Origin of the sequence: Mycolicibacterium stellerae (genome assembly GCF_003719305.1) — a bacterium.
Taxonomy (GTDB): Bacteria; Actinomycetota; Actinomycetes; order Mycobacteriales; family Mycobacteriaceae; genus Mycobacterium; species Mycobacterium stellerae.
This window is the reverse complement of sequence record NZ_RARC01000042.1, coordinates 38955-55735: the sequence shown is the minus strand read 5'-3', so window position 1 is coordinate 55735 and position 16781 is coordinate 38955. Positions and strand designations below refer to the sequence as shown.

Here is a 16781-nt window from a genome sequence, read left to right as displayed (position 1 = left end):
AACGACCTCGTCCCGCAGACAACAGCTGATGTACCTTCACCAGCGTCTCCAGATGCTCATACGTCGGGTCTCATCGCGCTCCTGAGCCGACGCCCGAGCCGCTGTCGATCACCGATCAGCCCACCACAAAGGTGCCGCTGCGGGACTGGACCCCCGAGCCCCCGCCGGAGTTGCGCGATTGGGCATCCGAGCCGGAGTCCGCGCCAGACCCGGAGCCGACGACCGACCCGACCCCCGAGCAGACGCCTGATCCAACCCCTGAGCAGACGCCCGAACCGTCCTACGCGCCACCGCCATTGCCGCTGACCGAGCAGCCAACGACGAAGGTGCCGCTGCGCGATTGGACGTCCGAGCCGCCGCCAGAGCCGCCGCGCGAGACCGCTCCCTACGCCGACGCCACCACGTCGACGCCGCCGGAGCCGCAGCCCGTCGAACCGCCCGCAGGCACCGAGCCGCGGGTCCCGGTCGACAACCGCAAGCTGGTGATGGGGTTCGGCGGTGCCGTGGCCGCGCTGCTGCTTGTGTTGGTCCTCGCCGCCGTGTACGCGTTCGTCATCCACAAGCCCGACACCGTGGACCTCTCCTCGCCGACCACCGAAACCTCCACCACCACAACCGAAGTGACGACGTCCCCGGAGGAGAGCACGGCCTCCGAGTCGGCACCGCCGCCGCCGTTGGCGGGTGCCGTCGACGGCCCGCTGACGTTCTCGGTGGTCGGTGTCGAGAGCGGCACCACCATCACCGACGCGGAGAACGAGTTCCTCACCAAGGATGCCCAAGGCGAGTTCATCGTCGTCCGCCTCACCGTGCAGAACACCAGCCCGGATCCCGGTCAGTTCCTCGGCACGTTCCAGAAGCTGAACGCGGGCGGTCAGGTGTACACGATCGACGACGAGGCCACGTTCTACGTCGGCGGCGGGTTCGTCGATATCCCGCCGGGCGGCCAGGTCGACGTCGGCCTGGCCTACGACGTACCGCCGGGCACCGTGCCAGAGTCGGTCGAGCTGCACGCCGATCCGATGACCCCGGGGGTCGTGCTGCCGGTCAGCTAGCGCAATCGGCTCACGGGAAGGCGTGCTTGCCGAACACTCCGACCGAGCTGAGCCTCGTGCCGTCCGAGACCGACGCGACACCGATATCCGTCCACGAGCAGTTGGTGATGATCGCCTTGTGACCAGCGCTGTTCATCCACCCATCGACGGTCGACTGCGGCGTGAGGCCCGGTGCCGAGAAGACGATCTCACCTGAGCTGTTCGCGTTGTGGCCTGCCGGATAGCCCGAGTCGTTGAAGCGTAACTGCGCCGATGAGCCGTCCGAACCGGTGTGTTGGTCGCTGGCGAGCTTGTTCTTCAGCATGTCGTTGGCGTGTCGCGCGGCAGCCGACGACAACTGCCCGTTGCTCGGCAGCGCCGCACAGCCTGCCGCGGCGCGCTGCCCGTTGATCAGCGCCAGCACCTCGCCCGAGAAATCACCGGCAGCCGGGTTGCCGCCGTTGGCCGGGCCGTTGTTACCGCCGTTGGCCGGGCCGTTGTTGCCGCCGTTGGCCGGGCCGTTGTTGCCTGCGTTGTTGGCCGCCTTCGGGTCGGTCTTGTCGAAGACTTCCTGGCCGTCGTCGGCGCCGTCTTTGTCGGTGTCGGCAACCTTCGGGTCGGTGCCGTAGACGTTGACCTCGTCGTCGTCGAACAGGCCGTCTCCATCGCCGTCGGGACGCGCCGCGGCCGCGTTCTTCACCTTTGGATCAGTGCCGACGTAGACCTCTTCGCCGTCCGAACTTCCGTCGCTGTCGGTGTCGGCGACCTTGGGATCGGTGAAATACACCTCGACTTCGTCGTCGTCGAACAGGCCGTCGCCGTCCCCGTCGGGCCGGTCATCGGGTGCCAACTTGAACCCGCCCGCCACCGAACCGACGCCGGTGCTGATGCTCGGGTCGGCCAGCGCGATCGACGCCGGGGAGTAGACGCCTGCCAGCACCGTGAGGGTCGCCACGGACAGCGGCGCAAACACATAGCGCCCCACTTGTTTGCGTTTCATGCAGTTCTCCTGTTGCAGTGGCCCCGCGAAGACGGGGCCGGTGTTGCGGTCCGTATACACAGGAAACACACCGTCCGCGGCAAAGTCTTGGGTATCGGGATACTCCACTCATATCGCGCGCGGGATGGCCGCCGAGTACCCGCAGACGAAAAACCGGCTTCGTTGCTATCTAGCGTGACCACCCGCGCCAACCGTCGAATCTTGAATGACTACAGCAACGGAGCCGCGGCGGACTGCGACAGTCGCAGCTAACGCGGTGGCGGGGTCCCTTCAACGCCATCCGGACCGATATCTGCAGTTCTCTGGCATCTGACTCTCGGTTTGCCGGACATGGACAACTGAATCCGGACTGAGCAGCGGCATTTACCTTCGAAATTCGAATGTCGAGTTATTCGAGTAGTGCAATACGCAAGACACGCCTGCGTTTTCCTGGCAAACTCTCCCTGTCAGCGTCTCGAGCCATGGGGACGTGCGGTCAGGGAGTTTGCTATGAAGAACCTCGTCCTGTGCTTCGACAGCACAAACAATCGTGCGGGTCCACGCGACGCGACCAACGCCGAAACCCTGTTCCGGCTGCTCGCCACCGACGACGACCGCCAGCTGACCTGGTACGACGCCGGCGAGGCCGCGCTCAACCCCGCTCGGCTGCTCAACCCTGCTGCCCGCAGGTGGCGCGAGAACGTCGCAGCGGCTGCCCGTGAATCCGTCATCGATGCGTACTTCTTCCTCGCCGAGCATTGGGAGCCGGAGGACCGGATCTTCCTGCTCGGCGCCGGACGCGGTGCGTACTGCGCGCGGACGCTGGCGCGGATGCTTGGCATTGTCGGGATGATGGCCGACCGCGCCGACCACGTCGTGGAGTACGCGCTGGCCGCTTACGCATTGCCCGGCCAGCGCCGAACCATGCAGGACTGGAAGCAGATCCACCAGATGGCGTGTGCACTGGATGACCGCGACGACGTCGCCGTTCCTGTGCACTTCCTCGGGCTATGGGACACCGTGAAAGTGCCTGGAACACCATCGCTTTGCGAAGAAGACTGGTTGGGCAACGTCGTCTCTGGCCGCCACGCGGTGGCCATCGACGGTGGATCGGGCCCGTTCGGGGAATGCCGAATCGGTCGCAACGACGGCGCAATCGAAGAAGTGTGGTTCCGCGGCGCCCACTGCGATGTCGTCGGCGGGCCGAACGCGTACTGGCCGCTGGCCGACATCACGCTCGACTGGATGCTCGACGGTGTGACCAAGGCGGGCGTCATCATCGGCGAGGCGGGAATGCCATGCACGCCCGCCCCGACCGACCGGGACGCACTCGCCGAGGGCGCCCGGTCGCTACACCTGCGCAAGGTGCCCGTGGATGCGCTCGTGCACGCCAGCGTCGACGTGTACGTGCGCGCGCATCCCGACTATTGGCGTCGGCTGCCGTGGCACATCGTCTGGTCCGATTTGGATTGGGCCGCCCGCGCAGAGCGTCTGCCTGCGCCCGACACCAGGCCCATCGTCAAGGCAGAGCCGGATTCCGACGAGCTCACCGCGGTCGCCTCGTAGGTCTGTCGACGGCGCCACCACGTGAAACGTTGGCAATTTGTGCGGGCAACCCCGTGAGGCACATCAGCCTCAACTAACTCACCAGAAATTAGCGTCACAGCAAATTTCAAGGTCTGCGGTTATCGAATGCTGACCTCAGCGTCAGAGCATGATATTAACGACGCGTGGCGATTACGGAATGGTTCGACGACCGCGCCGGCGATATCGCGAATTTATCGTCTGGCGCGTGGACGGCGCTGGCGGCCTGGCTGGCCCTCTGCGTCACCATTGCCGCCCTCGTCTACGCATGGCGGCAATTCCAGTCGGCCAAGCACGAGACCGAAGACATCTCGCAGCCCAATGTCGCGATGTTCATGGAGCCCAGCTCGACGGACTGGCATCTCGTCGAGCTGGTGGTGAAGAACTTCGGTCAGAAGCCCGCGTACGGAATCAAGTTCGAGTTCGCGACGCCGCCGACGGTACCTCGCTACGAGGGCGCCGACGCGGACAACTACGTCGATATCGTCCCGCTGAAACTGCCCGCGGAGATCCCGTACCTCGCGCCGACACAGGAATGGCGCACGGTGTGGGATTCGGCGCTGGACCGCAAGCAACTCGGCGAGTCCATCGGCTCGCGCTTCGCGGGTGCCGTGACGTTCTACGACCAGCCGAATTCGTCTCGGCAGGGAAAGACGAAGCACAAGCGGCATCAGTTCCGCACCCCCGCGGTTCTGGACTGGTCGACGCTGCACCCGGTCGAGCGGCTCGAGCTGTTGACCTCCCACGATTTGGCGCGCCAGGAGAAGCAGAAGCTGGAGCTGCTTCGTGGCCTGCTGACCTACTACCACTACGCGGCGACCGAGAGCCGCCAAGAGGCCCTGCAATCGGAGATCAACAGGATCAACGCGGCGGCCAACGAGCAACGCGATCGCTACCGCAGCCAGTTCGTCGAGCAGGAGGTTCCGCAGCGCAACCCGGTTGCGCCCGCTGCCCCGGTGTCCGTCGACGAGCTGCCGCCCAAGCCTGCGCCGCTGCGGTACGCCAACCAGTCGCCGCAGCGCTACGACGGCCTGCCCCCTGAGTACGACGACCCGCCGCCGTCGTATGACGATGAGCCGCCGCCGTATGACGACGACGACGCCCAGACCCGGGTGATCAACGGCAGGCACCGGCGCGGCCTCGGCGGCGGCTGACGCCGAGGATCCTCGCCGGCTTGGCTTTCGTAACATCGTTTCGTAACATCGATCTGAAACGAATGTGCACGTCAAGGGAGGCCCGATGACCAGCCTGGTGAATTACGAGCTCAGCGAATCCGTCGCGACGATCGCGCTGGACGACGGCAAGGTGAACGTGCTCGGGCCGACGATGCAGACCGCCATCAACGAGGCTCTCGACCGTGCCGAGAAGGACGACGCCAAGGCCGTCGTGCTGGCAGGAAATCAGCGGGTCTTCAGCGGCGGGTTCGACCTGTCGGTCTTCCAGTCCGGCGACCCGCAGGCGGCGCTGGCGATGCTGGCGGGCGGGTTCGAATTGTCTGTGCGCTGCCTGACGTTCCCCAAGCCGGTAATCATGGCCGCGACGGGGCCGGCGATCGCGATGGGTTCGTTTCTGCTGCTGAGCGGCGACCACCGGGTCGGCGCTCCGAAGTCGCGGTGCCAGGCCATCGAGGTGGCCATCGGCATGACGATTCCGATCTCGGCGATCGAGATCATGCGCATGCGGTTGACGCCTGCGGCATTCCACCGGGCCACCGCCATGGCGTCGACGTTCGTCGGCGCCGAGGCTATCGCCGCAGGCTGGCTGGACGAGATCGTCGACGCGGACAAGGTGCTGGCACGCGCGCAGGAGGTCGCGACGGAGGCGGCGGCGACGCTGCACGCCGGCGCGCATGTCGCGACCAAGCTGAAGGCCCGCGAGTCCGGGCTGGCGGCGATCCGCGCCGGAATCGACGGGCTGCCGACGGAATTAGCCGCCGGCTAGGCCGCTGCGATGCCGAGGGCGAAGCAGCGCACGCCCGAGCTTCGGGATCGGGTGCTCGACGTAGCGATCACGACGCTCGGAGAGGAAGGCATCGCGCGGTTCACGACGCGGCGGGTGGCCGAGCGGGCGGGCACATCGGTGCCCGCGGTTTACGAACTGTTCCACGACAAGGCCGGCCTGGTGCGGGCGATGTTCTTCGAGGGTTTCCGACTGCTTGGCGCAGAGTTGGCGAAGATCCCGCAGACCGACAGCGCGTTGGCAGACCTCGAGAGGCTGGTGCCGGTGTTCCGGCTGTTCTGCCGCGCGTATCCGAAACTGGCGCAGGTGATGTTCTCGCGTCCGTTCGCCGATTTCGAGCCGGGTCCCGACGAACTGGCGGCGGGTACCGCCGTCCGCGAAATCTTCGTCGGCAGGATTCAGCGGTGCGTCGACAAGGGTCTGCTTGGCGGGGATCCGACGGATGTCGCGCACGTATTGCTCGCGCTGGCACAGGGTTTGGCGGTGCAGGAGGCGGGCCGCTGGTTGGGCAGCGCGCCGGAGATCGAGCGAAGGTGGAAGGTCGGGGTCACCGCCGTGCTCGACGGCTTCAGCATGGCGAATCCATGAGAAATCAGCTGCCGATTCTTCGATGCGATTGCGCCGCGGTAGGCTTGTTCACAACAGGTTGAGTTGCCAGCCTCCGGGAACGTTGCAGGCCTTGGCAGGAACCAAAAATCTCCGCCGTGGGTAACCACAGCAACCGCTTACGACCTTTGGAGTCGATTCATCGTGACCGCACTTGCATCACCCGAGTTTTGCCCACCGAGATCCGTTGCCAAAAGCGCAGGCGACGGACTGTTTTTGCGCACCGAATGGCACAGCAAGACGGTGGTCCGCATCTGCGCAACCGGCGAGGTGGACGCGTCGAACATCGACCGGTTCGCCCGCTATGTGTTCCGATACGGCGCCAACAGCCGACGCCTGATACTCGACCTCACCGACGTGACATTCTTTGGTGCGGAATGCTTTTCGACGCTCAACATCATCGCCGAACGCTGCGCAACGGCCGCGGTCGCTTGGACGCTCGTGCCCAGCCCCGCTGTTTCGCGCGTACTGCAGGTCTGCGATCCACATCGCGCACCCTTGTCGCACGGTCTGATCGCGAAACGGCAGCGGAAAACATGAAATCCGGCGTATCACCCGGTACCGTCATACCCGGTTGACTTCCCAGCCCCCGGAAAACGTCACGACGGCGATACTCACCTCCCCGTCGAAAGTGTCGAGCACACGGCGTAGCCGACAGTTCACGGTTGCTTTCCGATCCGACGGGGTCTCGTGCCAACGGATGCAATGCCGCCTGCGTCAACCGATGCCGGTCTCGGCGCGCTTAACCGAGGGGTAGCGCGCGAGCCGTTACATTCATGGCGTCTGAAATCCATCGCACCGCTCTCCGGCCAGCGCGGGCGATCACCTGGGGTCAACACAAAGGAGCCTAGCTCTTCCGTCATAGTCGTCCACGCCATCGGCAAAGGACGGCGGTCGTACCCCAACGGCTGTACTACGAGTCGCCCCGTGCAACCAATACGCGTCAAACCGCAAGAGCCAAGGGAATTGTCGTGAGCACTTTTACCGAGACGATGTTCAGCAACGCCCGGTGGAGCCTCAAGGGCATGGTTACCGGCGAACCAGACGCGCCCGTGCGGCACACGTGGTCGGAGGTGCACGACCGCGCCAGGCGCATTGCCGGTGGCCTGGCGCGGTCGGGCATCGGTCGGGGCGATGCCGTCGCGGTGCTGGCCGGCGCTCCGGTCGAGATCGCGCCCATGGCACAGGGCATCTGGATGCGTGGTGCGAGCCTGACGATGCTGCACCAACCAACTCCGCGAACGGACTTGGCCCGCTGGGCCGCAGAGAGCATCGGCGTCATCGACATGATCCGGGCGGCTGTCGTCGTCGTCTCCGAACCGTTCATGGCCGCGGCGCCCGTGCTGTCAAACGTGGGCTTACGGGTGCTGACCGTGCGCGAACTGATCGACAGCCCACCGATCGACCCTGTCCGCACAGAGGACGACGATCTGGCGCTAATGCAGTTGACGTCCGGGTCGACGGGCTCACCCAAGGCCGTCCAGATCAGCCACCGCAACTTCGTCGCCAACGCCGAGGCGATGTTCGCCGGCGCGGAAGTCGACCCGGACAACGATGTGATCGTCAGTTGGCTGCCGTGTTTCCACGATATGGGTATGACCGGATTTCTAGCCGTACCAATGTATTTCGGCGTCGAACTGGTCAAGATCACCCCAATGGACTTCCTGCGCGACACCTTGCTGTGGGCCAGGCTCATCGATAAATACAGAGGCACGATGACCGCCGCCCCGAACTTCGCATACAACGTGTTGGCCAAGCGGCTGCGCAGGCAAGCCACCCCCGGCCAGTTCGACCTGTCCTCGCTGAGGTGGGCGCTGTCGGGGGCCGAACAGGTCGACCCGGTCGACGTGGCGGATCTGTGCGAGGCAGGTGCGCCGTTCGGGTTGCGCCCGGAGGCGATCCTGCCCGCCTATGGCATGGCCGAGACGACGGTGGCGGTGTCGTTCACCGAGTGCGGCACGGGGCTCGAGGTCGACGAGGTGGATGCCGACCTGCTCACGGTCTTACGTCGGGCCGTCCCGGCGACCCACGGCCGCACCCGCCGGTTCGCCTCACTCGGCCGTCTGCTGAAGGGGCTCGAGGCGCGCGTCGTCGACGTGGACGGCACCATACTGCCTGCGCGCGGCGTCGGTGTCATCGAAGTGCGCGGTGAACCCGTGACGCTCGGCTATACCACTGCAGCGGGGTTTGTTCCGGCCCAAGACGTCAACGGTTGGTACGACACCGGCGATCTGGGCTACCTCACCGAGACCGGCAACATCGTGGTCTGCGGGCGGCTCAAAGACGTGATCATCATGGCGGGCCGCAACATCTATCCGACGGACATCGAGCGGGCCGCCAGTCGCGTCGACGGCGTGCGGCCGGGGTGTGCCGTTGCGGTGCGTCTGGACGCCGGTCGGTCACGGGAATCGTTCGCCGTGGCTGTGGAATCCAAATCCCACGACGACCACGACGAGGTGCTCCGCATCGAGCACCAGGTCGCCCACGAGGTGGTAGCCGAGGTCGATGTCCGTCCCCGAAATGTGGTTGTGCTCGAGCCGGGCATGATCCCGAAAACTCCGTCCGGAAAGCTGCGGCGTGCCCATGCGTTGGCCCTCGTCGACTGAGGCCTCGGGGGCGAGTAAATTCGTTGCTCACCCCGGGGAGGAGGCGCCGATGGCTGACTACGACGCGCAGCCCGACCGCAGCGCGCCTGCGGAACCCGAACTCTCCATGACACAGCTCGAAGCCGATGAAAGCGACCTGCATGCGGGGCTGACCGGTTTGGCGGGGATCACCGCGGGCGGCCGGGCAGTCATCGATCTGCTGGGCGACGTCGCCGAATTCGCCGCGCAGGCGATACCCGGTGTGGACGGTGCCGGTGTCACGTTGGTGCAGACATCTCATGGCACACCACGACCCGAAGCCTGGGCGGCCACGGCCCAATTCGTCCGCGAAATCGACGCCATTCAGTACGAATCACTCCACGAGGGCCCCTGCATCACCTGCATGCAGTCCCGGCGACCGACCGTCAGCGGATCGCTCGGCAGCGACAGGCGGTGGCCGCACTTCGGCGGCCGGGTGGCCCGGATGGGGGTGCACTCCGCATTGGCGCTGCCCCTGCTGATGGACGATCAGGTGATCGGCACGATCAACTCCTATGCGTACGCTCGCGACGCGTTCGCCGAGCACGCCGTGCAGTTGGGAGCGCAGTTCGCCGGGCCAGCGGCCGTCTCGGTTTACAACGCGCAGCTGCTCACCCAGGCAAGAGACCGGGCCGAACAACTGCAGCGCGCTTTGGGCAGCCGCACCGTGATCGACCAGGCCATCGGCATCATGCGCAGCCGGACGGGCGGGAGTGCCGAGGATGCGTTCGACCGACTTACCCAGATCAGCCAGGCCGACAACGTCAAGCTGCGTGTCATCGCCGAGCGGCTGGTCGAAGAGGCCGTCAAGCGAGCCCGCGCCCGACGACAAGGGCCTTGATCGGCTAGCGCGGAGGCGCAGTCGCGACCTCACCCAGAGCCGCGACCAACTCGGGTCTGGAAGCGGGCTCGCTCATCAGCCGGCGGGCTACCTCGGTGAGATGTAAACCGTTGGCGTGGGAGTAGCTCCGCAATATCCCGAAGGCGTCCTCGACCGACACGTCGAGGCTTTCCCGCAGAAAACCTTTGGCCTGCTCGACGACGACGCGGCTGGCCAGCGCGGCCCGCATAGGCGGCATCACGGTGTCCGGCGTGTGCGGGTGCTCCTGCAGGATCGCCACACACGCGATGTGGGCCAACGTCTGGCCGACGAGCAGATCGGACTCGCTGAGCTCACCGGGTCGGGTGCCGAACAGGCCAAGGGCACCGAGCACAACGCCTGCCGCGCGCATCGGGACGGCGTGCACCGAGGCGAACTCGGCGTCTAGCGCGGCGGGCACGAACTGCGGCCAACGCCGGACGGCAACGCGCAGGTCGGCGACCGAGACCGGCTGGCCGGTCGTATAACAGTCGACGCAGGGGCCCTCCGCGGCCTGCAGCTGGAAGAGTTCCAGTGTCCGGGCCTGCTCGGAGGTCGCCGCCAGCAGACGGAGCTGTCCCAGTGGGTCTGCCAGTAGGAGCGCCGTAGCGGAGACGTCGAGCAGTTCGGCGCAGCGGGCGGTGAGGTCGGTCAGCAGATCCACCACGTCGAAGTCGTCGAGCAGGCTGTCGACGAGGGTGACGACGGCGTCCAATACCTGGGTTTCACGAGGGTTCTCGGTCACTTTGCCCTCCATCCTGACTTGTTGTGTGGGCTTGTGAAGTCGGCGCGCATCAGTCGGCATCCAGTCTCAGTCGGCGGTCGAGGATGTCGCGGGCCACGTCGGTGGCGCTGCGTCCGGTGGCATAGGCGTGTGCGCGCAGCCGCACCAGCGCCTCGGTCGGTTCGATTCCCAGTTGGGCGACCAGCATGCCGGTGGCCTGGCTGACCTCTGCGCGGCTGAGTGAATTCAACTCAGCCCAGGCATCGCTGGTCGGGTCGCCCGCGGCAGCCGCCAGGTCGCCATTCATCAGGTCCAAAAGCGGGATTCCGGCGAGCTCGGCGGCGACGACGGCGCCCGAGATCTCCTCCCCGTTCAGCCGTCCCGGCAGGGCGCGGAAAAGATCGAGCGCCCCGACATGTTCACCCGCCACCACGACGGGCATCGCGAAGACGAATCGAATGTCGTTGGCCAGCATGGCAGGACCGTAGGCCGGCCAACGGGTGTCCTTGGGGTCGGAGAGGTCGTCAACTAGAACCGGTACGCGGCGCGCGACCGACTCCAGGCAGGGGCCCTCACCGAGGGTGAACTGGAGTTCGTCATACCTGCGGGCGGACGCGCCGCTGGAGCCGAGGGTCCCGGCGTTGGTGCCGTCGAAGACCAACGAGATGGCTGCGGCGTCGACGTCGAACAGGTCAACGCACGCCTCGCACAGACGGTCGGCCGCGTCTGTCCCTCGCCTGCCCTCAACGGCGGCGAGAAGCTCTTGGAGAATCGGCACATTTAGCCGAACAGTGGTCGGGCAGCCGGCACGGCGCCCGAGGGTCGAGATGGCGAGGTCACCCCATCACCATTCCCTATTGCCACCGACTTTAAGCGGTTTGCGCTGACATGATGGCCGAGTGACCGATGTTCGGGGCCGGGTGTGGCGCGGCGGAAAGCCGCAGGACGACTTCGAGTTCTCGTCGATCTCGGATTACCTCACCCAGGACGACACCCTGGTCTGGTGCGACATCTGCCAACCCGATGAGGCGGCGTTCACCGACCTGGCGCAGGAGTTGGGGCTCAACAACTGGGCGGTCGAGGACGCGGTCGCCGACGCCGAACGCGCCAAGGCCGCCGTGTACCGGACGCACACCTTCTTCACGGTGTACTCGGTGTCGCTCCCGCAGCCCGCCGACGACTCCGCGTCGGCCCTCGACGTCCATCGCATCTCCGGGTTCGTGCTGCCGCGGGGACTGATCACCGTGCGGCTGTCGCCGCACTTCGACACCGACTCCGTGTCTCAGCGGTTCGACGAGCTCGGCGGGCAGGAATACGGGGTCGGCTCGCTGGTGCACGCTCTGCTCGACGTGGTGGTCGACGGCCACTTCGAGGCGGTGCAGGCACTCGACGACGGAATCGAGTCGCTCGAAGACGATCTATTTGCGAACAATACCCAGCGGGGTGGATTGCAGCGCAAGACCTTTCGGGTTCGCAAGGATCTCGTCGAGCTGCGCAGGGTGGTGTTGCCGATGCGCGAGGTGGTCAACTCGATTCAGCACCGAAGGCTCGACGCGAAGACCTCGCCGGAACTCGATCCGCTCTTTGCCGATCTGTACGACCACGTGTTGCGGGCGTCGGAGTGGACGGAATCGTTGCGGGACATGGTCACTACGGTGTTCGAAACGAACCTGTCTCTGCAGGACGCGCGGTTGAACACGGTGATGAAGAAGCTGACCGGCTGGGCGGCGATCATCGCGGTGCCAACGGCGATCACCGGGTTCTACGGGCAGAACGTCGAGTATCCCGGGCTCAACACCGTCGGCGGCTTCGTGGTGAGCACCGCCCTGATCGTGGTGATCGTGCTGGTGCTCTATTGGACGTTCAAACGGCGGGACTGGTTGTAGTAAAGCGCAATTCGCATTCAAGCGTTCGAGCTGAGCACACCGACGGTCTCGCCTTCGATCTCGTACCACGCCGTGAAGCCGTCTCGGTGGTCGACGACCCGGCTGTGTTCGAATTCGGTGCCCCAGCCGCGGTACTTGAGCATTTGATCGCCGATCGCGAAAGAGAATTCGGGTACCGCATCCCAGACTGCTTGGTAACCCGCGGCGACAAGGCCGGCGATTCGACCTTGCCGGGCTGCGTCGCGCCAGTGCTCGGCAGGTACCCGCCGTCCCGCGGTGACGTTGTAGGCGAGCGCGACATCGCCCGCGGCATACACGTTGACCGCCGACGTGTGCATGTGTTCGTCGACGACGACGCGGCCGCACTCGGTATCGATGCCTGCCGCGGCGGCGAGCCTGCCGTCAGGACGGACGCCGACGGCGGACACAACCAGCTCTGCCTCGACGGCTTCGCCGCTGTTGAGGGTGACGCAGCGATCCTCGACGGCAGCTACGCCCGTCGAGCCGATGAACCGGACACCGTTGTCGGACAACATCTTCGCCACGCGCTCGCCGACCTCGAGCCCGAACCGGCGGTGCAGGGGCACCGGCTCCGGTGCGACGAGAGATGTGGCGATACCGCATGACGCCAGGCTGGACGCCGCCTCGCACCCGATCAGGCCACCGCCGATCACGATGGCCGACTCTGCGTTCTTGGCGGCCATCCGGAGGACGACGGCGTCGGAGAACGACCTCAGGGGCTGCGCCGTTTCCCCGCCGGGAACGGCGAGCGGGACGGGCGTCGCGCCGCAGGCCAACACGAGATGCCAGTATCGGTAGCGCCTGCCCGCTGCGGTGACGACCTCGCGGTTGACGACGTCGATGTGGTCGACGGTGATGCCGCTGTGCAGTCGGATGCCGTTCTGCACGAACCAGCCCGGGCTGTGCAGGTCGAGCTTGGGGTAGCGGCCGCGGAGATAGGCCTTGCTCAGGTGCGGCTTGGCGTACGGCAGTGCCGGGTCGCTGCTGAGGATGTGGACGGGAATCTTCGGGTGCTTACGGCCAAAGGTCTCGGCAGCGGTCAGCCCTGCCGGACCACTGCCGATGGCGATGAACCCTGGTGCCACCACTCTTTGTGGTTACCACCGCCGAGCCTTTGCTACTCCACGCCTTCCGGCGGTGTCACGAAGCGGTCAGACGTCGCCGGCCGCAATACCCCAGACCAGGCAGAACGGGTGGCCTGCTGGGTCTCGAAACACGCGAAAGCGGTCTTCCCCGTGGGCGTCGTCCACCCGGGTCGCGCCGAGCGCAAGGATGCCAGGCTCGGCGGTGTCGATGTCGTCGACCTCGATGTCGAGGTGGAACTGCTGCGAGCCTCGCGGGTCGGGAAATCGGGGCGCCTCATGCTCGGGTGACAGCTGGAACGCAAACCGCATGCCCGCAGGATCGGTCAGAACCGACCAGGTCTCGTCTTCCTGCACAACGGTGCCGCCGAGGACACCGGCGTAGAAGTTCGCCAGCCCGACGGGGTCTGTCGTGTCGAGCACGACGGAACGAAGCTTTCCGATCATGGCGACGGAGTTGCCGCATTGCCCGCTGCGCAAACGATCGCTTCGTCGCCGTTGCTATGGGACCATCTGCCTGTGAATCCCGAGGACGATCCCGAGGCCCGGATCAGGGCGCTGGAACAGCCGCTTTCGGAGCAGGCCAAGGCGAGCGAACTGGGCGCTTCGCACTACAGCGACACCAACTACGCGCCGCCCCCCGCGCCCGCCTACCAGCAGCCCGATTACAGCGCCCAGGAGTATGGGAGTCCCCCACCTTACGGGGCGCAGCCCTACGGCGGGCAGCCCTACGGCGATCAGGTCTACGGCCAATTCCATTCGCCGCCAAGGAAATCCTCCGGTGGCATTCCATGGGCGGTGTTCGGCGTCATCGCGGTCCTCTTCATCGGCGGGCTCGCCGTGGGCGCCGTCGTCTACACCACAAGGAGCGGTGGCGGGTCGGGTGTGTCGGGCGGTGGTGGCTCCATCGACGTCCCCTCGATCGAGATCCCGAACATTCCCAGCATGCCCGCCATCCCTGCGACGCCAGGCGCCCCGAATGCCGCGCCGGGCACCGACCCGAACGTGATCACCGGAACGCCGGGCCAGGTGGTCACCGTGTCGGGCATCGACGAGAACAAGACGGTCACATGCAATGACGCGACCGTGAACATCAGCGGCATCCGCAACACCGTGAACATCACCGGGCACTGCGTGAAGGTCTCGGTGTCCGGCGTCGAGAACGTCATCACCGTCGACGCCGCCGACACGATCGGCGCAGCGGGCTTCGACAACCGGGTCACCTACCACTCGGGATCGCCGCAGGTCGACAACGTCGGATCGAATGTGGTGGCGCAGGGCTGACGCGCAACTGTCGTCAGGTCGGTGAGGACGACCGGGCCCAGAATCGACCCTTCGATCTCTTCTGGTCGCCTTCCACGTCTGACCACTCACCGGATGCATAGCTGAACGGCTGCCTCGCGCCGCTGCGGAAGACGTCGAGACTGCCGTCGTGGTGTTTGGTGTATGCGTCACCGAACCGCATGTACTTGTCGGTTCCGCCATCGCAGCGGGTCACGCTGACTGTCATCGGTATCTCCTTGAGGGTCAGCTGCGGGCGCCGGCGGCGAGCAGGTCGTCGACGGTCAGGGCGTTGCCCGGTGCGGCCGCGGACATCATCGCCTCGTGCGCATCGTCTGGATCGGTATTCGCAGGCACGACGAGCAGCAGGATCTGCTCGCGGTTCATGCCTCGCACCTGGAGGGTGTTGGCCGGTTGCCGCGTGTAGCCGTCGAGTCGGACCGCTCGCCCACCGGTGGTCAGTCGCCGCGGCACCGTCGCCCATTCGGCGAGGTTGTACATCACGCGATCGACAACGCCGAGGCGCACGGACAACACCGCCAGCAGATCGGGCAGCTCATGGCTGAGGTCGCCGCTGCGCGGCCACCATGCCCCATCGACGTGACCTGTCGTCGGCGCCTTGGGCTTCAATCGCAGTCGAGGGGTGTTGTCGGGTCCCGGGTGGTCATCACCGGACGCGGCGCGGCCATTGTGACGTGTCATCGGACTATCCGTCCTGACCGCGAAAACGGCCAAATTTTTCGAACTACCCCCCGAATCGGGGCGCATTTACCGAAAGACCTTGCGCGTCAACGGTTCTCGAGGTGAAGAACGTCGCAATGCTGGGCGCCTGATAGCGGAACCTGACTGGTCCCGATGTCTTTAGCATACGCCTCGACCTTGTCGGCAGGCCGGCAGCCTTCGAAGGGCCCTTAAACGCATTGTGGGCTGGTGGAAGAATCCACCAGCCCACATGACTAGACCTTGCTATACAGCGGTTACACGCACCGCCTGCGGGCCCTTCGCGCCCTGCTCGACGCTGAATTCAACCCTCTGGTTTTCCTCGAGCGACTTGTAGCCGTTGCCCTGGATTTCCGAGAAGTGGACGAACACGTCAGCTGCGCCGTCATCGGGAGCGATAAAGCCGAAGCCTTTGTCGCTGTTGAACCATTTCACAGTTCCCTGCGTCATACTTTTCTTCTTCTTTCATTTTTCACCGGATGTCAACGGACATCCCTATCAAGCGTATCACGGGTAGCTAACATAGTGTATTCGATTGCGGCAGAATGCTTTTCAGTAACACACCAGGTAACGGCCCCGCCGCCGCCCCCGTCGCGTCAAGCCAGGGGTGTATGGGGCTGCCGAACGGGGAACCCAGCATCGCATGCAGCGGAGGCCACACAAGCCCCTCCACCACCATCTCTCCGCCGCCGACGAGCGATTCGGACTGCGACTCGGCGCCGGGATCGGTGGCACGTTCATTGCTGCGGCTTTGTTTGTATTGCTACTACTGTTGATCCGCGCGGGGTGGGCGCCGCTACATGACCTCGACACGAACGCCGCCGAGGCGTCCCGACGAATCGACGGCTCCCATCCCGGGCTGGTGCGGACGGCCGAGACGGTGAGCAATGTCTTCGATCCGAACGTCTTTCGCATCGTGCTCGGGTTGCTCGCATTGATGTATCTGCTTCGCGGCGAACGCCGTCACGCGGTATGGCTTCTGGTCACGGTGTTCGGCGGCGCCGCGCTGGGACTCGTCTTGAAAACGCTTGTGGGCAGGGCCCGTCCGGTACTACCCGACCCGGTATCGACGGCACCCGGCATGTCGTTTCCCTCCGGCCACGCGTTGGGCGCGACGATCGGCTGCTGCCTGTTGCTGCTCCTCACGCTTCGCTTCTTACCGCGCCGCGGCCGCATCGCCGCGGTCCTCGCGGCCGTTCTGGTCGTCGGCGCGGTCGCACTGGCCCGGGTCGTGCTCGGCGTCCATTTCGTCACCGACGTGCTGGCCGGTATCACGCTGGGCATCTCATGGGTGGCCGTGACGACGTGGGCGTACGTCGCGTGGCGACGCGAGACGGGGCAGCCGGTCGCGCGGGCCGCCGACATCGGAAGTGCCGAGCAGCCACTCAGCCGCTGACCTGCGACTATGGCAAACCCGAATTTAAC

At 65.8% G+C, this 16781-nt stretch carries 19 protein-coding genes; 11 read left to right on the top strand and 8 right to left on the bottom strand.

Going from position 1 to position 16781, the window contains the following annotated elements:
- Window positions 1-131: 131 nt before the first annotated feature.
- Window positions 132-1052: a DUF4352 domain-containing protein gene (locus D6M19_RS31515; RefSeq protein WP_123029226.1), complete on the top strand. Its 921-nt coding sequence runs from the start codon at window positions 132-134 to the stop codon at window positions 1050-1052.
- A 10-nt stretch (window positions 1053-1062) separates the two neighbouring features.
- Here the strand turns inward: D6M19_RS31515 and D6M19_RS31510 are convergent, their stop codons facing one another.
- Entirely contained in the window at window positions 1063-2031 is a 969-nt protein-coding gene (locus D6M19_RS31510) for a CAP domain-containing protein (RefSeq protein WP_164478787.1), read from the bottom strand.
- Window positions 2032-2520: 489 nt separating this feature from the next.
- On the opposite strand from D6M19_RS31510, the gene D6M19_RS31505 reads away from it, so the two are divergent.
- The 7 genes from D6M19_RS31505 to D6M19_RS31475 all read left to right on the top strand — a co-directional run bounded on the left by D6M19_RS31505 (window position 2521) and on the right by D6M19_RS31475 (window position 9624).
- Window positions 2521-3576 (top strand): phospholipase effector Tle1 domain-containing protein, encoded by a 1056-nt coding sequence (locus D6M19_RS31505; protein WP_123029224.1) that lies wholly within the window; start codon window positions 2521-2523, stop codon window positions 3574-3576.
- A gap of 164 nt (window positions 3577-3740) precedes the next feature.
- Window positions 3741-4748 carry a DUF8453 domain-containing protein gene (locus D6M19_RS31500; protein ID WP_234835142.1) on the top strand — a complete coding sequence of 336 codons (1008 nt, stop codon included), beginning with the start codon at window positions 3741-3743 and terminating at the stop codon, window positions 4746-4748.
- Window positions 4749-4833: 85 nt separating this feature from the next.
- Entirely contained in the window at window positions 4834-5535 is a 702-nt protein-coding gene (locus D6M19_RS31495) for a crotonase/enoyl-CoA hydratase family protein (protein WP_123029223.1), read from the top strand.
- A 9-nt stretch (window positions 5536-5544) separates the two neighbouring features.
- On the top strand, window positions 5545-6141 hold the full coding sequence (locus D6M19_RS31490) for a TetR/AcrR family transcriptional regulator (protein ID WP_123029222.1): 597 nt from the start codon (window positions 5545-5547) through the stop codon (window positions 6139-6141).
- A gap of 234 nt (window positions 6142-6375) precedes the next feature.
- On the top strand, window positions 6376-6699 hold the full coding sequence (locus tag D6M19_RS31485) for an STAS domain-containing protein (protein ID WP_234835141.1): 324 nt from the start codon (window positions 6376-6378) through the stop codon (window positions 6697-6699).
- Window positions 6700-7130: 431 nt separating this feature from the next.
- Window positions 7131-8765: a fatty acyl-AMP ligase gene (locus tag D6M19_RS31480; RefSeq protein ID WP_123029221.1), complete on the top strand. Its 1635-nt coding sequence runs from the start codon at window positions 7131-7133 to the stop codon at window positions 8763-8765.
- 49 nt (window positions 8766-8814) lie between these two features.
- Window positions 8815-9624, top strand: coding sequence for a GAF and ANTAR domain-containing protein (locus D6M19_RS31475; RefSeq protein WP_123029220.1), 810 nt, complete (start codon window positions 8815-8817; stop codon window positions 9622-9624).
- A gap of 4 nt (window positions 9625-9628) precedes the next feature.
- Here D6M19_RS31475 and D6M19_RS31470 read toward each other — a convergent pair whose 3' ends face one another.
- Both D6M19_RS31470 and D6M19_RS31465 read right to left on the bottom strand, forming a co-directional pair.
- Window positions 9629-10387 (bottom strand): GAF and ANTAR domain-containing protein, encoded by a 759-nt coding sequence (locus D6M19_RS31470; protein WP_123029232.1) that lies wholly within the window; start codon window positions 10385-10387, stop codon window positions 9629-9631.
- A gap of 49 nt (window positions 10388-10436) precedes the next feature.
- A complete protein-coding gene (locus D6M19_RS31465; protein WP_123029219.1) occupies window positions 10437-11144 on the bottom strand; it encodes a GAF and ANTAR domain-containing protein in 708 nt (235 codons plus the stop codon).
- A 121-nt stretch (window positions 11145-11265) separates the two neighbouring features.
- On the opposite strand from D6M19_RS31465, the gene D6M19_RS31460 reads away from it, so the two are divergent.
- Window positions 11266-12252 carry a magnesium transporter CorA family protein gene (locus D6M19_RS31460; RefSeq protein ID WP_123029218.1) on the top strand — a complete coding sequence of 329 codons (987 nt, stop codon included), beginning with the start codon at window positions 11266-11268 and terminating at the stop codon, window positions 12250-12252.
- Window positions 12253-12269: 17 nt separating this feature from the next.
- Here the strand turns inward: D6M19_RS31460 and D6M19_RS31455 are convergent, their stop codons facing one another.
- Together D6M19_RS31455 and D6M19_RS31450 are read right to left on the bottom strand one after the other, a co-directional pair.
- A complete protein-coding gene (locus D6M19_RS31455) occupies window positions 12270-13361 on the bottom strand; it encodes an NAD(P)/FAD-dependent oxidoreductase (protein ID WP_123029217.1) in 1092 nt (363 codons plus the stop codon).
- A 63-nt stretch (window positions 13362-13424) separates the two neighbouring features.
- The gene (locus D6M19_RS31450) at window positions 13425-13778 is read right to left on the bottom strand and encodes a VOC family protein (RefSeq protein ID WP_327389836.1); all 354 of its coding nucleotides are present in this window, start codon (window positions 13776-13778) and stop codon (window positions 13425-13427) included.
- 96 nt (window positions 13779-13874) lie between these two features.
- On the opposite strand from D6M19_RS31450, the gene D6M19_RS31445 reads away from it, so the two are divergent.
- Entirely contained in the window at window positions 13875-14639 is a 765-nt protein-coding gene (locus D6M19_RS31445; RefSeq protein WP_206428686.1) for a DUF3060 domain-containing protein, read from the top strand.
- Window positions 14640-14652: 13 nt separating this feature from the next.
- Here D6M19_RS31445 and D6M19_RS31440 read toward each other — a convergent pair whose 3' ends face one another.
- The 3 genes from D6M19_RS31440 to cspE all read right to left on the bottom strand — a co-directional run bounded on the left by D6M19_RS31440 (window position 14653) and on the right by cspE (window position 15806).
- Window positions 14653-14865, bottom strand: coding sequence for a hypothetical protein (locus tag D6M19_RS31440; RefSeq protein WP_123029215.1), 213 nt, complete (start codon window positions 14863-14865; stop codon window positions 14653-14655).
- Window positions 14866-14882: 17 nt separating this feature from the next.
- The gene (locus tag D6M19_RS31435) at window positions 14883-15338 is read right to left on the bottom strand and encodes a DUF5994 family protein (RefSeq protein ID WP_123029214.1); all 456 of its coding nucleotides are present in this window, start codon (window positions 15336-15338) and stop codon (window positions 14883-14885) included.
- Window positions 15339-15602: 264 nt separating this feature from the next.
- A complete protein-coding gene (gene cspE / locus D6M19_RS31430; protein WP_123029213.1) occupies window positions 15603-15806 on the bottom strand; it encodes a transcription antiterminator/RNA stability regulator CspE in 204 nt (67 codons plus the stop codon).
- A gap of 193 nt (window positions 15807-15999) precedes the next feature.
- Between cspE and D6M19_RS31425 the strand changes: the two genes are divergently transcribed.
- Window positions 16000-16752, top strand: coding sequence for a phosphatase PAP2 family protein (locus tag D6M19_RS31425; RefSeq protein WP_123029212.1), 753 nt, complete (start codon window positions 16000-16002; stop codon window positions 16750-16752).
- Window positions 16753-16781: the final 29 nt, after the last annotated feature.